Here is a 19,944-nt window from a genome sequence, read left to right as displayed (position 1 = left end):
ATTTAATTCTAAAAAGCCTGCCCTGAGAAGACAGATTAATTTCCACTTTAAGCAATGCTCTATAAACCATTTAATTGTTGGTTTCTCATCCTAGCATAATTTCTAATTATTTAAACTCCTTTTACAGTTGTTCCTACTGCCAAAACAACAAAACCAATAAGCAGTAGTGTATAATTATGTTCTGTTAAAATTTGAACATGCATGAAATGTCCAATGATTCCAAGTATACCGCAAATCAATCCTATAATCCAGGTAATTTTCTTTGGTGCTGAGGGGTTATTCATGTAAATAATTTTAAATGATGGTTTAAATAATTTGTTCCTAAGAAGCAAAAATAACCCTATACATTTGCAAAAATGTAATACAATTTTTGGCAATAATTGTATAATTCACACATTTTCAATAAACAAGCTGCGCAATCGTCTCTTTGCGACCACAATAACGAGCAAATAATAACGTGAATATAAAGTGCTAACGACAGATAGTATTTGACACAAAGTCGGGAGACTTTGCACAGCATAAAAACCATGAATTCGGATTTACAACTCGATAGCACAAATTTATATAATAGTCCTAATCCGAAAAATAAATGGTATTTTAGCCATAAAATCCTAACAAAAATCAGGTACACATTGCAACACACTAATAATTAAAATTAAATAGATTGACAAAGTATTTAAAATATCTCCTTTCCCTCTTTCTGGCTTTTGGCTTGATGGTTAATGATGGTGCTTTAAATTCTCAGTCAAATTCAGTAGATTATTATCAATTCTCGAACGTAATTCTCAGAAGAGAATTAAACTATAAGGGTTCGAAATTATATGTGTTCCATCAGGCAAATCCGTCTGAGAAAACCTCATTCCTATTTCACTTAATTTATCTCCAATTTCAAGATAGTTATACTCTTCAAATTCCGGTTTTTCTAAAATTACAAACGCTGCTTTATCACAAAGTAAGTTCATTTGCATCTCAATACATTTTTATAAATGAGATGATTACTTCCAGAAACTCCTATAAAAGTTTATACACAGCCTAGAAAATTTCTTTTCTAAGCATTTATGCAATTCCATGCATAAAGATGATACCAAATGTCTAATCATTTATCATTTACAAAATGTATAAACACAACAATAAAACACGTTTAGAGCAATCTAAACACCCTATTCTTTGGGCAAAAAGGAAAATTATGCTAATTATTACCGCCTTTATGATCGGAATGTCAAACGGAATGAACGTGGGAGATCATACGCTTAACGGAAATCAAAACCACACGGAACAACATAAAAAAGATTGATTTGATTGCTCATAAATATGTTGCACAACAGTAAAACATTCGTTGAGCAATTATTAATCTGTTTGAAGTTTACCTAAAAAAAATACCATTCAGACGAAGGAGTCACAAGTAATCAATGGTTATTAAGTTAAATCGGACCGTCACTTCGAGTAATTTTGAACAGTAATGCGTCGGATTTACTGTTCAAAATTGTATCAAGAAGCCTTTATAATAAAAGAGTTCTCGATACTTCGTAGCAATTTTCGATTGCAAATTGCTACTCAACTCGAACTGACGAATCCTTAATGTAATAACATTGCCCTCGAACTGAAGGACTACATTTTCAATTCTCTAATAATTCAAATTTAATCCAAAACCAAATCCCATATCGCTGTCGTAATGCGTGGTAATTCCAAAATTTCTCTTAACGATATAGCGCAATCCTGCCATGTATTCTCTATCGGTATTCCACATTAAATTCATGCGCAATCTTTTGGAAACAGGAATATCCATTCGTTCAAATTGCAACCTGAAATTTCCATCGGTAAATACTTCTACTTGAGCTTTGATGAGCATGGGCAAGGTATATTCGACTCCGGCACTGAAAACGGCGCGATTATCTTTGGTATTCGTTTGACCAAAAAGATTCTCTTCCATTGCTCCCATTTCCATTTTTCGATACCTCCAATCAAAACCGATGAACGGCATCAGCCATTGCATTTTTCCAATGTATCTTCCAATATGTGTTTCGGTTTCGTAACCGTGCATATCGCTGTAACCCAAACGCCATTCTGTACCAATACTCCAACGCGTATTTCCTAACATTGCCATTCCATCATTTCCATTGGTGGCAAAATCATTTTCGGCCATCAAATGAAAAGCCCGATCATCACCAAATAATTTACGTTGCGCTAATTTCGGATTTGGTATTTCGGGATTAACAGGAGAATTTTCATAAGAGAAAATTCTGCCCATTCCGCTCATCATGTGATACAAAATATGACAATGAAAAAACCAATCACCACTTTCAGTAGCGGAAAATTCCAATGTGTCTATTTCCATTGGCATAATATCAATCGTATTTTTCAATGGTGAATATTCTCCTTGCCCGTTAATTACCCTAAAATCATGTCCGTGCAAATGCATCGGGTGTCGCATCATCGAATTATTGTGAATTACCATGCGGATGATTTCTCCTTTTTTAATCAAGATTTTATCGGTTTCCGAAACTACTTTATTATCTAAACTCCAAACATAACGGTTCATATTTCCCGTCAGTTCAAACTTTAATTCTTTTATTCCCCCAGTCCCCGAAGGGGGAGTTGGAAGCGTTGTTTTAGTGGGTGATTTCAGCATCGCATAATTCAAGGTCGTGATGTCAGAAAGTGCGTTGGAGTCATACTGATTGTGATTGGCATGTTCATCATTCTTCTGACTTTCGACTTTCGACTTTTGACTGTTCCCGGTAATTTCAGGATACATCACCACATTCATGTCCATTTTATTGAGTGACATTTGCATTCCCATATCATCTAAATCGCCATTCATTTTCATCATGCCGTTCATCATCTTCATCCCTTCAAAATATTTTAATTTGGGCAAAGGAGAAGTTAATTGCTTGATTCCATTACCTAAATACAACGAAGCTGATTTGGTTCTATCTTCAGAGGTTACTAAAAATTCATACGCCGTTTTATCGGCAGGAATGGTTACAATTACGTCATACGTTTCAGCAACTGGTACAATTAGTCTGTCGACTTCTACAGGCTCCACATCATTTCCATCATTTGCCACAACAGTTATTTTACCACCGGCATAAGTCAACCAAAAATACGTTGATGCACCACCATTCGCAATTCGCAATCGAACTCTATCACCCCCTTTTAACTGTGAAAGTTGGCTTTCATTTTTCCCGTTAATTAGAAATTTATTGTAATAGACATCACTAACATCCATGGCATTCATTCGTTTCCATTCGTTAGTGACTTTTGTTTTGAAATGTCCCGTTTTTACGGCTTCCGAATAACTTTGCGTTGTTCCTTTTTGAATCGCAAACCAATCAGAAGCATTGTGTAGCATTCGATGCACATTTTCAGGCTTCATATCCGTCCATTCACTCAAAATAATTGGAACCGTTGGCAAATCATCTATTCCTTTTCTAAAAGTCGAATCATCTGCTTTTTTATTCATAATAAACAAACCGTACATCCCGATCTGTTCCTGCAAATCCGTATGACTGTGATACCAATGCGTTCCATTTTGGATAATTGGAAACGTATATTTATGGGTCGTATGCGGTTTGATTGGCATTTGCGTCAAATTAGGAACACCATCATATTGATTCGGTAAAAACAAACCATGCCAATGCAACGAAGTATCTTCATCCAATTCATTATGCACATAAATTTCGGCAATATCTCCTTCGGTAAAAGTGAGTGTCGGCATCGGAATTTGTCCGTTTACAGCAATCGCTCTTTTGGGTTTTCCTGTAAAATTTACGATGGTATCTTTTACATACAAATCATAACGAACTACTTTTTGAGCGGTTGCGATCATTGCAAAAAGTAATAGTATAATTATTGAATAAATTTTCATCTTTATTTTTTTTCAATTTTTAACAGCATTTGTCTCCTGCCTGAATTGGCGGACATTTTACAGTTCCGTAACTACAATAAACACAGCAATCGCCCTGTTTTGGTTTTAATATAGTTTTACAATTCTCGCATTCATAAAAGAATTGACAAGCATCGGTAGGCATTATTTCGTCTTTTTCATATCTGCAATTTGGGCAAGTCAAGGTTGATTTTAATTCCACTGACTTACCGTTGTATATAGTACAAGTATTGCATTCGCCGTGAAGTTTGTTTCGATAATAATTTACAGCCGTTGCAACAAGAAGTCCAAACATACCTGCATAAAGAAAATAGGTCCAGTTATTACTTTGGTTGAAATGATAACCGTAAAAGATTAGAAAACCGCTTGGAATTGCTATCAATAAAGGATACAAACACTTATGTTTTCGATAGGAAACAAAAAGTCCAATGATAGAAATGGCAACCATTCCTTGAAAAACCCACATTGTAGAATTACCAAAAAGCTCAAAACTCCCCAAGCCAAAAGCAGAAGCAGTGAATGCAAAAAGCGGAAAACAACAAGGTGAAAATAGTGCTGTAGTAAAGAGACCGATTGTTCCTAATTTGTCTATGTTATTTGATAATTTCATTTTTGATATTCTGTTATTTAATTTTTAATTTAAAGCTTTAAACTCCTTAATCGCAACGCATTTACAATTACTGAAACCGAACTGAAGCTCATTGCCAAAGCGGCTATCATTGGTGAAAGCAAAACTCCAAAAAACGGATATAAAACGCCCGCTGCAATTGGGATTCCCAGTACATTATAGAAAAAAGCGAAAAATAAGTTTTGCTTAATATTTCGCATCACGGCATGACTTAAGTTTTTGGCTTTTACGATTCCTTGTAAATCTCCTTTTACCAAAGTTATTTTGGCACTTTCTATCGCCACGTCCGTTCCGGTTCCCATCGCAATCCCGATGTCGGCTTGCGCCAAAGCCGGTGCATCGTTGATTCCGTCACCTGCCATCGCTACAATTTTTCCTTCGGCTTGCAGTCGTTTAATTTCCTTAAGCTTGTCTTCGGGCAAACAACCCGCTTTATAAGAACTTAAACCCAATTCTGTTGCCACTGCTTTTGCCGTATTTTCATTATCGCCAGTTAGCATAATAACCTCAACCCCTTGGCGAATTAATTCTTTTATGGCCTCGACGCTTGTTGCTTTTATGGCATCAGTGATAGACACAAATCCCACAGCTATTCCGTCAACTGAAATATAAGAAACCGTTTTCCCCAGTTTTTGTTCGGCAGTGATTTTATTTTCTAATTCATCCGAAACCGTGGCTTTCACTTGCTCCATTAATTTTTTATTTCCGAGCGCCACTTTTTTATTGGTTACCGTCCCAATGACTCCTTTTCCAGAAATAGCTTCAAAATCCTTTACTTCAATTAATGAAACTCCTTTCGTTTTCGCAAAATTGACTACGGCTTGCGCCAAAGGATGTTCGCTGTATTGATTTAAGGAAGCAATACTTTGCAATAAAGAATCTTCATCATTATTTATAGCGAATACTTTTTCAACAGAAGGTTTCCCCTCCGTAATTGTTCCCGTTTTATCAGTAATCAGAACATTTACTTTGTTCATATTTTCTAACGCTTCGGCATTTTTTATCAAAACTCCCGATTGTGCTCCTTTCCCAACACCAACCATCACCGACATAGGCGTGGCTAATCCCAAAGCACATGGACACGCAATTATCAATACGGCAATAGCATTAATAAATCCATAAACCAGTGCAGGTTCCGGTCCGAATTTTGCCCAAACAAAAAAGGTAATTACCGAAACAAAGACCACAATTGGTACAAAATATTTAGCGATTTTATCCGCTAGTTTCTGAATTGGTGCTTTCGAACGACTGGCACTATTAACCATTTGTACAATTTGCGAAAGCAAGGTTTCCGAACCAACTTTTTCAGCAATCATCACAAAGGATTTATTTCCGTTTATTGTTCCTGAACTAATGCTATCTCCTATTTTTTTATCAACGGGAATAGGCTCTCCTGTAATCATCGATTCGTCAATTGTACTTTCGCCATCGGTGATTTTTCCATCGACCGGAATTTTATCTCCGGGTTTCACACGCAATAAATCTCCTTTTTTGATGTCATGAATTGAGATTACTTTATCCGCTCCATCGCTAACCAAAGTGGCTTCGGTTGGTGCCAATTTCAACAATTCTTTTATCGCACCACTGGTTCGACTGTGTGCTCTGGCTTCTAACAATTGACCTAATAAAACCAAAGTCAATATAACTGTTGTCGCTTCAAAGTAGAGCGAAACCGTTCCGTTATGGGTTTTAAATTCATTTGGAAAAATATCCGGAAAAAACATTCCGACTAAACTAAATAAAAACGCCACTCCCGTACCAATTCCGATTAGCGTGAACATATTGAGATTCCAAGTAATAATGGATTTCCAAGCGCGCTCAAAAAACATCCAACATGCATAAAAAACTACTGGCAGCGATAAAATTAGTTGTACCCAATTCCATTTTGAAACATCCATAATTTTCATTAATGGATTATTCGGAATCATTTCTGACATGGCAATTAAGAACACTGGAACCGTAAAAACCACTGCGATTTTCATTTTACGCACCAAGTCATTATACACCTTATTTTCTTCAGAATCGGTGGGTTCCATTTGCACTAAATCCATTCCGCAAATGGGACAAGAACCGGGAGCGTCTTTGATTACTTCGGGATGCATAGGACAAGTGTACAACGTTTTGGTTGTCAACGCTGCTTCTTTGACCAAATCCATTCCGCACACTGGGCAACTTCCTGGCTTATCATAGACTTTTTCGCCTTCACAATGCATCGGACAATAATATTTTCCTTGCGCATTTGTGGGCAAAATTACTATTGATTTCTCTTGTGGTTTATTCGAACTGCAACATGATTTCTCAGTTATTTCATGAGAATCAACTCCGTTATTCATTGCTATTGTATAGTTTCCGGCGGCTGTTAACGCTTCTTGCAATTGAGCAGTGGGAATGTGTTTATCCATTGTTATTGTAGCCATTGGCGGATGCAAAGTAACTGTTGCTTGAATTCCATCGATAGCATTCAATGTTTTTTCGACTTTGGAGCGACAACCGTCGCAAGACATTCCAGTGACTGTATACGTATGTTTCATAATGTTGAATTAAAAAAAAAAATCGGTTCTATAAAAATTTATAGAACCGATTTGAAAAAAACTTTAATGTTGATGATTCTCTTCTATTTTATCACTTTCTTTTGGAGTCATTTGCATTCCACATTTAGGACATTTTCCAGATTTATCACTCATTTCTTTCGGATGCATTGGACAGGAATATCCCGATTTTTGAACTTTTTCAGGAGTCATTTTCATTCCACATTTAGAACATTTCCCAGGTTTATCAGAAGTAGTTCCATCCATTTTGCAAACGTATGTTGAAACTACTGCTGTTTTTTTTCCTTTCCCCGAGGTATCGTGTTTTAATGTTTTCACCAATTTCATTCCACACTTACTGCACTCTCCTTCTTTACTACTCATTTCGTCGGGATGCATTGGACACGCATACATTTCTTTATGCATTTCCTTTTTGGAAGATTTTACAGCTTCTTGAGCTGACGCCATTGAATTCACTGCTAAGAATACGCTTAGTACGATAATTAATTTTTTCATTTTTTCTATTATTAAAATATTAAACTAAAGATTCATTTCTACTACTCAAAGGTACAAGACCTATTATTTTGACTCGTTGTAGAATTTTGGAAATGATTTGTAAATTTTACAATCCATCAATTTGTAATCTGTTATTTTCTTTTAATTGTTTAAAATGAGTTGGCGTAACGCCCGTAATTTTTTTAAACTGATTACTCAAATGCGCTACATCACTGTAATTCAATTTAATTGCAATTTCACTTAGTGTTAATTCTTTATACATTAATAATTCCTTCACTTTTTCAATCTTTTGAGCAATAAAATAATGCTCAATAGTCGTGCCTTGAACTTCAGAAAACAAATTACTCAATGTGTTATAATCTTGCCCTAATTGCTCTGACAAATAGTTTGACAAATTAGTTTTTAATTCATTATTTTGATGATGAACCAAATTAACAATCAGGCATTTAATTTTCTCAATAAGTATCGTCGTTTTATCCTCTAACAATTCAAATCCAAGTGATTGCAATTTTATTTCTAAATCTTGCTTCTGATTGTCTTTGAAATCGCCTAAAAATTCAACTTCTCCCAATTCAACTGAAATAGGGAAAATTTCAATTTTTTCGAGTTCTGATTTCACTACCATTTTACAGCGATCACATACCATATTTTTGATATAGATCTTCATAATTATTGAATCGTTTTTTCTATTCTGCCACAGCTTAACATTTCGGAACCATAATACGGATTTCTAATTTCTTTGGTTTCACTTATCCAATAGCCGCTTTTCCCTTCATCATACATTGGACAATAATCCTGATACAATTTTTGTTTTGTTCCAAAGGTTTTTATCAAATCATTTACATCTTTACTCAGTATTGCAAAATGCTCCCTTTGATGATCAATTTTCCCAGCGCTATTCCCAATATGTTCTGCATGTTCTTTTGCGTCAGCCGCAATATCATTGTATTTCTTCTTTAGGTTTGCATCCAATGGATTTGTGCTAGCCTCATTTAAAGTTACGACTATTGATTTACTTGCATTGGCCGCAGTTTTAGAATCGTCTTTTATTAATGCATTTTTAAGCTTCAAATAGCTACTCACAATTCCATCAATAGCAAACGAAGAGGAAACAACTGGTTTCACTTCAGATTCAGATGTAACGATAGTGGTCGTTTTTATTTCAGTTTTCGGAATTTTAGCAACAGGTAGTGTCAATTCCATTCCGCACTTAGAACATGCTTCTCCTTTTTTTCCTGTAATTTCAGGATGCATGGAACAGGCATATAATTCTGAAGAGCTCTTAGCTGTTTCAGTATTTGTTGCTTCGGCTTGCTTATTTTTTTGGTTACAAGCTGTAAATAGGAATGCGCATGCAATAGAAGAAAGGATTATATTTTTCATAATTTATGTTTACTGATTTTTAGTTTTATTTTAAAGTTACCGTTATAATTGAATCCTGCAAATTACTTAATTGTTTCAACTGTTTTACCACAACTCAACATTTGAGAACCATAATAAGGGTTTTTAATGGTGTCCTCTTTGCTCAACCAATTAGCGCCTTTTCCATCATTTGCCATTGGGCAAAACTGGTAAAAAACAGGAGTTTCATACTTAGCGACTTTTATCAAATCGTGCATGTTTTTGGACAAAGACATAAACAGCGCTCTTTGTTTTTTAATGTCTTGTGTTTCAGAAATGTTTTTGGCTCCAGCTATCAAATCCTTCATAACTTTCATCCAAACCATGTGAACATCCATCGCCAGTTCATCCATTTTTACGCCATTTAAGGACGCTAATAAATCTTTCGCTGTTGAAGAAACCACTTTACCGTCCGTTTTTACCAAGGCATCTTTCAACAAAAAGTAAGCGTCAAAAACTGGTTTCAATTGATTATTCGTTGTTTGCCCTTGATTTAGAGTAGCTGAATTTTCATTGTGATCTTCATGATTTTCCATAGCTCCTATTTGCTTTACCTGTTCGCTATTACTTGGGTCAATTTTAGTTTCAGAAACAGCTACTTTGGCTTCTCTGTCGTATTGACAACATCCGGGAAGATTATTATAAGCGGCTTCTGGAGCCAGAAAACTGTTGCTGTCATAACCCGCCAAAGCAATGCGTTTTAAGATTTCTTCTTGATTTGTTTTTTGTGAATCATAAGTCAGGATAGCCATTTTGGTATCTTTATTCCAATCTACCTGAGCTACTTTTTTCAAGTTTCCGGCTTTCTCTATCGTTGTTTTACACATTCCGCAATTACCATAAATTTTTACCGTTTCGGTTTTGGCATTTTTAATTTGTGCATTTACGATTGTTACTGAAAGCAATACTATAATTGCCATCACTATTTTTTTTATTGAGTTCATTGTTTTAAATAATTTGATGTGAGTTTGCCACAAACAATATTGAAGCAATAGTTTATATTGCTGAAAATTGAATTTGACTATAAATTTAATGATTTTAAAGCATAAATGCTTTGAATTAAACAGACTTATGGCTGTCTAAAAAGGAATTTAGCTTATTTTGGGTGGAAGCCAAACGGATCGGAAATCAGAAGAAATGAAGATTTCTGAATAATAGTAATTTTGTTTTTCTGAAGAAAAACTAACGTTTTTATTGTTTAAATCGGTGTAAAATAATGAACTTAAACCCAAATAAACTGTCGAACTACTGCAAGAAATATTCTTGCAAGCTCCATTACAACCTTCATGTGATTTATTTTTAGAAGAATGTTTTTTGCTACAACAGTCGGCCTTTTCCGTTTTTGAAGAAACCTCTTTTTTGCAACACGCTTTCTCAGATTTAGTTCCACATGCAAAAGCTATGCTTGGCATCATAAAGAAACCAAACATAACAAGAAGCATTATATAAAACTTTTTTGACATTGATCAAGCGATTTATAAAACAAAGGTATCAAATCAACAATAATTGTGAATTTATTCACTCACAAATAGCTGTTAAATAATTGATTATTTTCCTTCTCCCAATATCCCGTTCATGATAGATTGTGAAAGAGACAATATGATACTAAAAATAAAGGCGGTCCAAAACGAATCAACGCTAAATCCACCTACAATATTGGTACACAATAAAATAATCAAGGCATTGATAACTAATAAAAACAACCCCAATGTAAGAATGGTAACTGGTAATGTTAATATCACCAATATTGGTTTGATAAATATATTAAGTAAACCCAAAACAACTGCTACAATTAATGCTGTAGTAAATCCGGCTACATGAACACCCGGCATAAAATGGGAAATAAGCAACACTAATCCTGAAGTAACAAGAATTCTGATCAATAAATTCATGGTTTTTGTTTTAAAATTTCAATAAATGTAAGAAAAATTTAAATTCGATTATTTTATTTTAGAAATGAGATAACCGTTTCATAAAAAACAACAGGATTTTCAGCATGGAGCCAATGTCCTGCATTAGGAATTGTTTCAACTGTTGCCGTTGGAAAATGGTGTTTTATATTTTCGAAATCGCTGTCCAAAATATAATTAGAATTCCCACCACGAATGAACAATGTTGGTTTCTCAAAAATTAAATTTTCCGGCAAAGGAACTCCTATTTCGTCCATTTTAGTATTAAAAACGCCCAAATTAAATCGGAAAGCGAGTTGTCCTGGCTCTTGCCAATACAAATTTTTCATCAGGAATTGTCGTGTTCCAAAATCAGGAATGTAGTTTGTCATGATTTCCTCGACTTCGTTTCGGCTTGGTTTTATTGAAAAATCAACGGCATTTAATCCTGCCAAAATATCCTGATGGTGTTGTGGATAAAATTTTGGTCCAATATCAGCGATAATCAATTTATCCACTAATTCGGGATGTGTTGTTGCCAAAAGCATAGCTACTTTCCCGCCCATTGAATGTCCTATGATATTGATGTTTTCCAAATTATGTGCTTGACAATATTCAAAAACATCCCGAACCATTATTTCATAACTGAATTCTTCGGAATGCAAGCTTCGACCATGGTTGCGTAAATCGAGGATGTGAACTTGAAAATCAGCTGCAAATTGTATTCCAAGCGTTTTCCAATTGTCAGACATTCCTAGAAATCCGTGGAGAATTAAAAGTGGTTGGCCAGCGCCTTCTATTTTTGAGTAAAGCATATTGATTTAAGATTTATTTTTTACAACCGAAACATCTTACAAAGATAAAAATCTAATTTCATCTGATGGGTATATTATAATTAGGTTTTTTAGTGAATATCACTAAAAGTGGGTATTGTAAGAATATTCTAATTATTTTAATTTTGCCGTAGATTAAAATTGTAGGTTATTTTTTAATAAATTCTTTAATTTACAATCTATCATAAAATCAAACTATAACGGTTTGATTCCATTTATTTCTAACTTCAAATTTACCCCATGATTAAAAAAATCATTTTCTTTTCAGTGATTATTTCACAACTTACAATCTCTTGTAGTAATAATGACGAACCTGCCAATCTTCCTGAAGAAAGCCTAAGCGAGCAAATTGCAAACATTACTACACAACCATATTCCAAATTAACTCCATCTCAACAAAAAGTAAAATTAGAAGCAGAAGCCAATGATATGTTAGTTCAAATGGACAAATCAAAAACATCCGGAGCGATTGAGGCTATACAAAATTTAGGTGATTTAATAAGTATCAGTTCTGTTGATATTTTTGATGGTAAAAACGATAACGAAATAGCAGACATTCTAAATGTTTCTGGTGTATATGGGATTTACACATGGAATAATTCGAAACAAATTTGGATTAAAACCACATCAACTACTGAATTAAAATTTGTTTTCCCTGCAAAGAAAATTCAAACTGTTAACAACGCATCATTATCCTCTAAAAGTAATTCTTCAAACATAAAAGTAAAGCTTGAAGACACTTACGGAAACTGGGTATATGATCCAAAAACTGATGATTACATTCAAACTCCATCTATAAATGACGAGTTTTATTTACCTACTTCAGTTGATGCAACTTTAACTATTGATAATGTACAAGCCGCTACTTTTGCAACGAACGCAAAATATAATGGTACAGTAGAAACGCCAGACGAATCTAGTTTTAAAATGGTTTTGAACGATGGATATACATATGAAATCAGTGGGAGTAAGAAAGCAACTCAAAACACTGCAAAATCTTCTTTTACCTATAACGGGAAAAATTTAGTTTCGTTTACCTCTGGAAGCACTGCTGATATTGATGCTTTAATAAAAGATGATAATCTTATTCAATACCAAGGTAAAGCAAATGGTTTAATTCAAATCATGGATAACTTTATCATCGTAGCCGATATGGATATCACTACACAAACTAAAGATGAGGAAGCTTTAGACAAAAGCTTAGTTTATCCTGATTATCCTGATTATCAAAGTCCTAAAACAGACTACAAAGCCTACTACACAGCTGAAAACACATACAATAAAAAGTATTCTGAAGGCAATGTGATTAATTCCAATAAAAACGCGAAACTAATTTTAGTATCTAAAAAAGAAGGAACTGAGATCGCTGACGTCGTTTACCGTTCAGAAAAAGGATATAGCTATGATACTGAATTACCAGTATGGGTTAAAGATAATTCTACCGCTGGAGGATATTGGTCATATAATGGTAATGGTGAGATAATTACTATGCAATATTATGATGAAGTTCTTTACTTGAAGTTTGGCGATGGGACTGAAGTTGCTATGAGCTCATACTTTTCCACAGGATTTGATGATCTTGAAACTAAATTTGAGGATTTCTTGAAATCTTTTGAAAGATAAATAATTTAAACTTTTGACTTAAGGCCGAACTGAAAATTACTTAGTTCGGCCTTATTTTTTTAGCGGTGTTTTAATCAATATAGTGCTTTGTCCGTAACCTGCCCAAATACCAACAGCTCCTTTAATATTTGATTTTAAACTAGTATTAGAAGGATAAATAGGATTCTTGCTGTTGACAATTTCGTTTTGCCAGCTATTCCAAAAATCAAATGCATTCTTATTCATAGTTCTTAATTTCACAAAAATCAAATCACCGTCGGTAAAATAAGGCTTGAATTTAGTTTTAGGAAAAAGCAACACACCTCTATTTACTTGCAGAGAAATTTTTGACGAATCAAAATTTTTATCATCTAGATTACCATAAAAAGCGGGAACAAAAATAGGCTCTTGTCTATCTAATCTTGTTGCAACTTGATAGTAATTTTTTTCATTTAAAGGATCGTCAAATTTTACAAAAACATATCCAGTTGAATCCGTGGTATTCTTTTTTACATATTCTGCACTGGTAAGAGCTACAGTTTTAGGTATAATTGTACTTGCTGTTATTATTTGGTTCAAATATTCTATTTTTAATGTATATGTCTTGCCCGCTATTCCTTTTATTTCTGTTCCAAAATAGACAAACGGAGGAACTCTTTCTTTATCATTTTTAACTCGTAAAACCTCTATTGTTTGACCATCAGAAACAGTCACCTTTGCAGAACGTATAACATGATCTAAAACATTAGTTGAATCAATAACATCACTTATAGGAATACTACTAGACAATATAACTTGAGGAACATCTCCTTCTTCTATCCAACCTTCAACAACTATCTTTGACTCAAGATCAATTTCATTACCAATAGTATCGTTATTACAACTGAATACTATTGTTAAAAAGAATAAATAATATTTTTTCATTATTTAAAATTTAAATCTCCAACTTATTGAAGGAAGTATCCTATACAAGACCTTATTTTCAGGCTTTACAATGACACTGTCTTTATTTTCATTAACCGTAACATTCAAAACGACATAAATAGGATTTTCTATATTGAAAGTATTATAAACCGAAAAATTTAACGCACTTTCCTTTTTTGCCGTTTTAATAAAAAAATAATTAACCGAAATATCTGTCCGAATGTAATTTGGCATTTGAGCGTTATTATACTCTGAATACTCTTTGACAGGGTTATTATTTATAAAATACCATGATGTTGGCATTGTAAAACGATTCCCCGAACTGAAAATTTGTGTGACTCCAAAATTCCATTTGGAATTTAAATCATACATTCCTACCAGTGACAAATTATGACGTCTGTCATATTTAGCAAAATAAGTATTTCCATTATTGAGTTCATCAAAATTTCTATTGGACCAACTCAAAGTATAACTCAACCATCCCTTGAACTTTCCATTATTCTTTCTCAGCATCATTTCTAAACCATATGCTTTTCCTCTTCCAACAAGCAAATCCTTTTTCAATGTTGCCATTTCATTAAACTGAGTGACTCCATAAGGATATTCTAACAAATTTTTCATTGAACGATAAAAGCCTCCAAATAAAGATGTAATATTTCTTGAAATAGTTTGGTTAGAACCAATGGAAAATTCATTTGAAGATTGCGATGGAATTCCGTCTGAGCTTGCAATCCAAAAATCCGTTGGAATCCCTACACTTGAAGTAGTTATTAGATTTAAATATTGATTTTGTCTATTATATGAAGTATAAACCGAGAAATTTTTATGTGGATAATAATTTAACACAATACGAGGTTGTAAATGCAAGAATGAATTAGACTTTAATCCTGAACTATAATAGCTAACTCTTAAACCTAATTCTGCAATTAAATTATCATACAATTTAGGTTTTGCAGTTGCAAAAACAGCAAGTTCGTTTGCTTTAATTAAGTTATTCTGCTCTGTATTCTTATCCGCGTCTAGATTCTCTATTCGAATTTTTTGTGGTTGTAAATTGTGAAAAATGTATTGTAAACCAGATTCGAAAGGTATTTCTTTAATAAAAAAGCGAACTGAATTTGTAAATCCAAAATCCTGAACATAGGATGAAACTCCCATTTGAATTGTAGATTGTTCCATATATAACTCATTAGTATATTGAGTAAAGTAAATGCCATTTGACATGCTCGTTTTAGGAGATAATTTAGAAATCAATGTAGGAGACACTGCAAAATTATCCCATTTCAAACTGGATTGTAAAGTCAAATTAGAATCTTTAATTTTCAATTTATCAGAACTTATAAAAGCATCAACCGTCAACAAGCTATTTTTAGAAATTTCAATAATAAATGTCAAATTACTATCCAAAAAACCATATTTCATATTTTGAACATCTTTATTTTTTGATCCTGAATTTAATATTGGAGCTATAACCTCATCAATATATGTTTTTCTACCTGAGATAAAAAGTCCTGATTTTTCAGTAATAGGAATCGCCAAAGTCAACTGAGATGCTAATAATCCAATATTTCCCTGAATTGTTACTTGCTGAGGGACTTTTTTATTAGGAATCAATAAAGTAGTAGAACTTAAACGCCCTCCATATTTTGCATTAGAACTTGATTTATCAAATTCTACTTCTTGTATATGGTCGGTATTATAAAAAGGAAAAACACCTAATAAATGAGACATCCCATATATTGGGGTTCCACCATATACTATTGCATTGTGGCCAGGATCACCACCTCTAACATACAAATATCCATTTGCATCACCTGAATTCTGTACACCGGGTGTTAATTGTAAAAGCTTAATTATATCTGTTGTTCCAAGAACAGTGGGTACTGAAGATAATTCTTTAAGATTAAAAGATAATTTACCTCCAGAAAGAGTTGTTATATTTTTTTTCTTGTTATTAGAAACTACAACCTCCTTCAAAAACGAAATATCTTTTTCTAATACTATAGAAAGTATGGTATCCTTCTTCAAATCAAAATTCAACTCTTTTTCTAAACAACCCAAATAACTAATCGTTACTATAACTAATCCTGATTTAAGGTTTGCAGAAAATGCTCCCAGAGAGTCAGTTGCTGAATATTTTTTTTGACCATCTACATTAAAACCAATGCTAGCTCCAATTAAATTCAAGTTTTCAGCAGACTTTACATTTCCAAAGATTGTTGCCTTTGATTGCGCAAATAAATTAGAAAAACAGAATAAACAAAATAAAATAATTGATCTCAAAGCTATAATTTTAACAAGAAAAATGCTAAGATAAACAATTGTAACTTAATAAAATTGGGCTTGTTATTTTATTTACTTATTTTAAATCCCTAATATATTTCGCAAATAAAACAGGCATAAAAATCAATATTTTTGATTTTTATGCCTGTTTTAAGATTAAACTAAAAGACAAACTATTTTAATTTTTGCAAATACATATTGATCACATTATCCAATCCTAGATAAATGGCTTCGGAAATTAAAGCATGACCTATAGAAACTTCGAGTAATCCCGGTATATTATCTTTGAAAAACTTGATGTTATCCAAACTTAAATCATGGCCTGCGTTGATTCCTAATCCGATTTGATTGGCTAAAATCGCTGATTCCATATAGGGCTGTATTCCTCTTTCGTTACCCAAACTGTATTCGTGTGCGAAGGCTTCGGTGTATAGTTCGATTCTTTCGGTTCCAATTTTTTTCGCGCCTTCAATCATTTCTAGAACCGGATCAACAAAAATAGACGTTCTGATTCCATTGCTCTGAAATTCTTGAACAATCTCTTTGAGATAATCGGCATGTTTTATCGTATTCCAACCTGCATTTGAAGTTATAGCATCGACAGCATCAGGAACTAAAGTAACTTGGGTCGGTTTTATTTCGAGAACAAGATCGATAAATGTTTTCTCAGGATTTCCTTCAATATTATATTCGGTATAAACAATGGATTTCAAATCGCGGGCGTCTTGATAGCGAATGTGACGCTCATCCGGACGTGGATGTATGGTGATTCCTTCTGCTCCAAACTTTTGAATGTCGGTTGCGACTTTTAATAAATCAGGGACATTTCCACCACGAGCATTTCGTAAAGTAGCTATTTTATTGATGTTTACACTTAACTTTGTCATTGGAACACTTTTTGATTGTGATAATACTATTTATTGGAGCAAAAATACAAAGTAAAACTTAGGAGTTTTTGCTTATTTTTGATTATTTTGCATGAAATATTGCCGATTGATTTATGACAGAAATAACAGAATATATTACCAACGATTTCAAAGCGATTGACAGCCATGATACAATTGCGGTTGTTCAAGAGTTTTTTGATGAATTGCACTTTTCACACTTTCCAGTGATTGAAGAGGGAATTTATATTGGCAGTATTGCATCCGACGATATAGAAACTTTTGATACCGATAAGGAAGTAGCTGATTATCGATTTACTCTTGAAGGATTTTTTACCAGAACCAATACTATTTGGCTGGATGTTTTGGAAATTTTCGCAAAAAACCACACTAATTTAGTACCTGTTTTAGATGAAAACAATAAATATGTTGGCTATTATGAAATAGAGGACATCATGAAATTTTTCCATGAAACTCCTTTTTTAAAAGAACCAGGTGGAATTATTGTTGTCAAAAAACCGATTTTGGATTACTCAATGAGTCAGATTACCCAAATTGTTGAAAGCAATAACGGAAAGCTTTTGGGTTTATTTATATCTGATGCTGATGTTGAAAGTGTCCAAATAACTATGAAAATAAGTTTAGGAGCCATGAATGAAATTATCCAAACTTTCAGGAGGTATAATTATGAAATCATATCAGAGCATCAAGAAGATAATTACATTAATAACTTAAAGGAACGTTCTGATTATTTAGACAAATACCTTAATATATAGTTTACTCGTTAATTTGTTTATTTACTTCAACAAATTAACCGATTTAACTAAATAACGATTAAACAACAGATGAAAGTAGCTATATACGGACAATACTATCTTGTAAGCACAGAACCAATCATAAAAGATATTTTTGTTTTTTTTAATAAAAACAATGTTGAAATGGTTATTGAAGCAGAATTTCTTAAAATGCTTTATGAAAAGAAAATAATACAAAAAGAATACAATACTTTTTCATCACATACAGAATTAGACAAAAGTTTTGATATGCTAATCAGTATTGGTGGTGACGGAACTATCTTAAGAGCCGTTACATTAGTCCGGAATTCTGGCGTTCCAATACTAGGAATAAATGCAGGCCGATTAGGCTTTTTGGCTACTGTTCAAAAAGAGAATATTGCTGCATTTATGCAGTTTGTCATTGATAAAAAATACACCATTTCAAAAAGAACACTATTAAGTTTGTGCTGTACTCCCGAAAACGAATCGCTATTAGACATCAATTTTGCTATGAATGAAATTTCAGTTAGCCGAAAAGATTCCACCTCGATGATTACCGTAGAAACGTACTTGAATGATGAGTTTTTAAATTCCTATTGGGCAGACGGTTTAATTATTGCCACTCCTACAGGATCAACAGGATATAATTTAAGTTGCGGAGGTCCTATTTTAACCCCAGATGTAAAAAGCTTAGTAATAACTCCTATCGCACCGCACAATTTAAATGCCAGACCGCTTGTAGTTCCTGATGAAACAGAAATAAGATTAAAAGTTTCCGGTAGAGAAAATCAATATTTAGTATCCTTAGATTCCAGAATTGCATCTGTAAAAAACGAATCAATCCTAACCATTAAGAAAACTCCTTTTCAAATAAACATGGTGGAAATCCCAGAAGAGACCTTTCTAAAAACATTGCGTACCAAACTACTTTGGGGAGAAGACAGAAGGAATTAATCCATTTTAGTTAAACACTATACGATTCTATCTATTTTTCACGTTTGGATTTATCTAACACCAATTTATTGTGAATTACTCAAAAGAGGACACAATTAATACAATAGGTATTGAATCGTATTGATAATTATTATATTTGCACGCAATTTTAACTAAATGAACAAAGTTTTTAATTTATTTTTATGCCTGTTTCCCCTTTTGGTGGTTCATGCTCAAATTCATGAAATTGGTATTTTTGTAGGTGGCAGTAACTACATTGGAGATGTTGGATCTACAACCTATATTTCTCCAAATGAACCTGCTTTGGGAATCCTTTACAAATGGAATAAAAGCCCAAGACATGCCTACAGATTTTCCTATACACAATCAAAAATAACTTCAAACGATTTGGATTCTGAAGAGGCTGGTAGAAACCAAAGAGGATATCATTTTGAAAATAGCATAAAAGAAGTATCTTTAGGCCTTGAATTCAATTTTTTTGATTTCAACCTTCATGAAATGAAGAATAAAATCACGCCTTATGTATATTCTGGAATAAGTTATTTTAGATATGATGAATTATATATTTTATCCGGCGTAACACGAAAAGATAAGAGTGCGGGTTCTTTTGCAATTCCAATGAATTTAGGAATAAAATCTAACATTACGCCTAATTTTATATTAGCTGTAGAAGTTGGAGCAAGATACACACTAACGGATAATCTAGACGGAAGCAATCCGAAAAATGATAATTTAGAAACGTTACGATTTGGAAATTTAAATAATAATGACTGGTATGTGTTTTCGGGATTAACCCTAACCTATACCTTTGGAAACAAACCTTGTTACTGTGCAGAATAA

General features: G+C 33.3%; 20 protein-coding genes and 1 pseudogene. 5 read left to right on the top strand and 16 right to left on the bottom strand.

What is annotated here, in order from left to right:
* Positions 1–110 precede the first annotated feature (110 nt).
* Together ACM55H_RS08260 and ACM55H_RS08255 are read right to left on the bottom strand one after the other, a co-directional pair.
* Complete coding sequence (locus ACM55H_RS08260) at positions 111–284, bottom strand: hypothetical protein (protein ID WP_416836057.1); 174 nt, start codon at positions 282–284, stop codon at positions 111–113.
* Between the two features lie 501 nt (positions 285–785).
* A complete protein-coding gene (locus ACM55H_RS08255) occupies positions 786–968 on the bottom strand; it encodes a hypothetical protein (protein WP_416836056.1) in 183 nt (60 codons plus the stop codon).
* A 146-nt stretch (positions 969–1,114) separates the two neighbouring features.
* Between ACM55H_RS08255 and ACM55H_RS08250 the strand changes: the two genes are divergently transcribed.
* Entirely contained in the window at positions 1,115–1,294 is a 180-nt protein-coding gene (locus ACM55H_RS08250) for a hypothetical protein (RefSeq protein ID WP_416836055.1), read from the top strand.
* Between the two features lie 330 nt (positions 1,295–1,624).
* On the opposite strand, the gene ACM55H_RS08245 is transcribed toward ACM55H_RS08250, so the two are convergent.
* The 11 genes and pseudogenes from ACM55H_RS08245 to ACM55H_RS08195 form a co-directional block, all read right to left on the bottom strand.
* Positions 1,625–3,868: a multicopper oxidase domain-containing protein gene (locus tag ACM55H_RS08245; protein WP_416836054.1), complete on the bottom strand. Its 2,244-nt coding sequence runs from the start codon at positions 3,866–3,868 to the stop codon at positions 1,625–1,627.
* A 19-nt stretch (positions 3,869–3,887) separates the two neighbouring features.
* Positions 3,888–4,088 (bottom strand): GDCCVxC domain-containing (seleno)protein, encoded by a 201-nt coding sequence (locus tag ACM55H_RS08240; RefSeq protein WP_416836087.1) that lies wholly within the window; start codon positions 4,086–4,088, stop codon positions 3,888–3,890.
* Positions 4,089–4,157: 69 nt separating this feature from the next.
* A pseudogene (locus ACM55H_RS08235) lies at positions 4,158–4,496 on the bottom strand (MerC domain-containing protein); the annotation flags it as partial.
* 29 nt (positions 4,497–4,525) lie between these two features.
* The gene (locus tag ACM55H_RS08230; protein WP_416836053.1) at positions 4,526–7,045 is read right to left on the bottom strand and encodes a heavy metal translocating P-type ATPase; all 2,520 of its coding nucleotides are present in this window, start codon (positions 7,043–7,045) and stop codon (positions 4,526–4,528) included.
* Positions 7,046–7,108: 63 nt separating this feature from the next.
* Positions 7,109–7,558 carry a heavy metal-binding domain-containing protein gene (locus ACM55H_RS08225; RefSeq protein WP_416836052.1) on the bottom strand — a complete coding sequence of 150 codons (450 nt, stop codon included), beginning with the start codon at positions 7,556–7,558 and terminating at the stop codon, positions 7,109–7,111.
* Positions 7,559–7,664: 106 nt separating this feature from the next.
* Positions 7,665–8,225 carry a helix-turn-helix domain-containing protein gene (locus ACM55H_RS08220; protein WP_416836051.1) on the bottom strand — a complete coding sequence of 187 codons (561 nt, stop codon included), beginning with the start codon at positions 8,223–8,225 and terminating at the stop codon, positions 7,665–7,667.
* Positions 8,226–8,227: 2 nt separating this feature from the next.
* Positions 8,228–8,941, bottom strand: coding sequence for a DUF3347 domain-containing protein (locus ACM55H_RS08215; RefSeq protein WP_416836050.1), 714 nt, complete (start codon positions 8,939–8,941; stop codon positions 8,228–8,230).
* Positions 8,942–9,003: 62 nt separating this feature from the next.
* Positions 9,004–9,903, bottom strand: a complete 900-nt coding sequence (locus tag ACM55H_RS08210) for a DUF3347 domain-containing protein (RefSeq protein ID WP_416836049.1) — start codon at positions 9,901–9,903, stop codon at positions 9,004–9,006.
* Between the two features lie 147 nt (positions 9,904–10,050).
* Complete coding sequence (locus ACM55H_RS08205) at positions 10,051–10,422, bottom strand: hypothetical protein (RefSeq protein WP_416836048.1); 372 nt, start codon at positions 10,420–10,422, stop codon at positions 10,051–10,053.
* An 84-nt stretch (positions 10,423–10,506) separates the two neighbouring features.
* Entirely contained in the window at positions 10,507–10,851 is a 345-nt protein-coding gene (locus tag ACM55H_RS08200) for a phage holin family protein (RefSeq protein WP_416836047.1), read from the bottom strand.
* Between the two features lie 53 nt (positions 10,852–10,904).
* Positions 10,905–11,663 (bottom strand): alpha/beta fold hydrolase, encoded by a 759-nt coding sequence (locus ACM55H_RS08195; protein WP_416836046.1) that lies wholly within the window; start codon positions 11,661–11,663, stop codon positions 10,905–10,907.
* 258 nt (positions 11,664–11,921) lie between these two features.
* Here ACM55H_RS08195 and ACM55H_RS08190 point away from each other — a divergent pair, with 258 nt between their 5' ends.
* Positions 11,922–13,304 carry a hypothetical protein gene (locus ACM55H_RS08190; protein ID WP_416836045.1) on the top strand — a complete coding sequence of 461 codons (1,383 nt, stop codon included), beginning with the start codon at positions 11,922–11,924 and terminating at the stop codon, positions 13,302–13,304.
* A gap of 51 nt (positions 13,305–13,355) precedes the next feature.
* Here ACM55H_RS08190 and ACM55H_RS08185 read toward each other — a convergent pair whose 3' ends face one another.
* The 3 genes from ACM55H_RS08185 to ACM55H_RS08175 form a co-directional block, all read right to left on the bottom strand.
* Positions 13,356–14,207 (bottom strand): DUF4249 domain-containing protein, encoded by an 852-nt coding sequence (locus ACM55H_RS08185; protein ID WP_416836044.1) that lies wholly within the window; start codon positions 14,205–14,207, stop codon positions 13,356–13,358.
* A 3-nt stretch (positions 14,208–14,210) separates the two neighbouring features.
* On the bottom strand, positions 14,211–16,490 hold the full coding sequence (locus ACM55H_RS08180; protein ID WP_416836043.1) for a TonB-dependent receptor plug domain-containing protein: 2,280 nt from the start codon (positions 16,488–16,490) through the stop codon (positions 14,211–14,213).
* 173 nt (positions 16,491–16,663) lie between these two features.
* Positions 16,664–17,377, bottom strand: a complete 714-nt coding sequence (locus tag ACM55H_RS08175; protein ID WP_416836042.1) for a pyridoxine 5'-phosphate synthase — start codon at positions 17,375–17,377, stop codon at positions 16,664–16,666.
* Positions 17,378–17,490: 113 nt separating this feature from the next.
* On the opposite strand from ACM55H_RS08175, the gene ACM55H_RS08170 reads away from it, so the two are divergent.
* From ACM55H_RS08170 to porG, 3 genes are all read left to right on the top strand, one after another.
* Positions 17,491–18,150 carry a CBS domain-containing protein gene (locus tag ACM55H_RS08170; protein WP_416836041.1) on the top strand — a complete coding sequence of 220 codons (660 nt, stop codon included), beginning with the start codon at positions 17,491–17,493 and terminating at the stop codon, positions 18,148–18,150.
* Between the two features lie 69 nt (positions 18,151–18,219).
* Positions 18,220–19,104, top strand: a complete 885-nt coding sequence (locus ACM55H_RS08165; protein WP_416836040.1) for an NAD kinase — start codon at positions 18,220–18,222, stop codon at positions 19,102–19,104.
* A 156-nt stretch (positions 19,105–19,260) separates the two neighbouring features.
* On the top strand, positions 19,261–19,944 hold the full coding sequence (gene porG / locus ACM55H_RS08160; RefSeq protein ID WP_416836039.1) for a type IX secretion system protein PorG: 684 nt from the start codon (positions 19,261–19,263) through the stop codon (positions 19,942–19,944).

This window comes from Flavobacterium cryoconiti (genome assembly GCF_048158645.1).
In the GTDB taxonomy this organism is placed as follows: domain Bacteria; phylum Bacteroidota; class Bacteroidia; order Flavobacteriales; family Flavobacteriaceae; genus Flavobacterium; species Flavobacterium cryoconiti.
The sequence above is the reverse complement of the archived record's forward strand: the minus strand, read 5'-3'. Positions and strand labels throughout refer to the sequence as shown.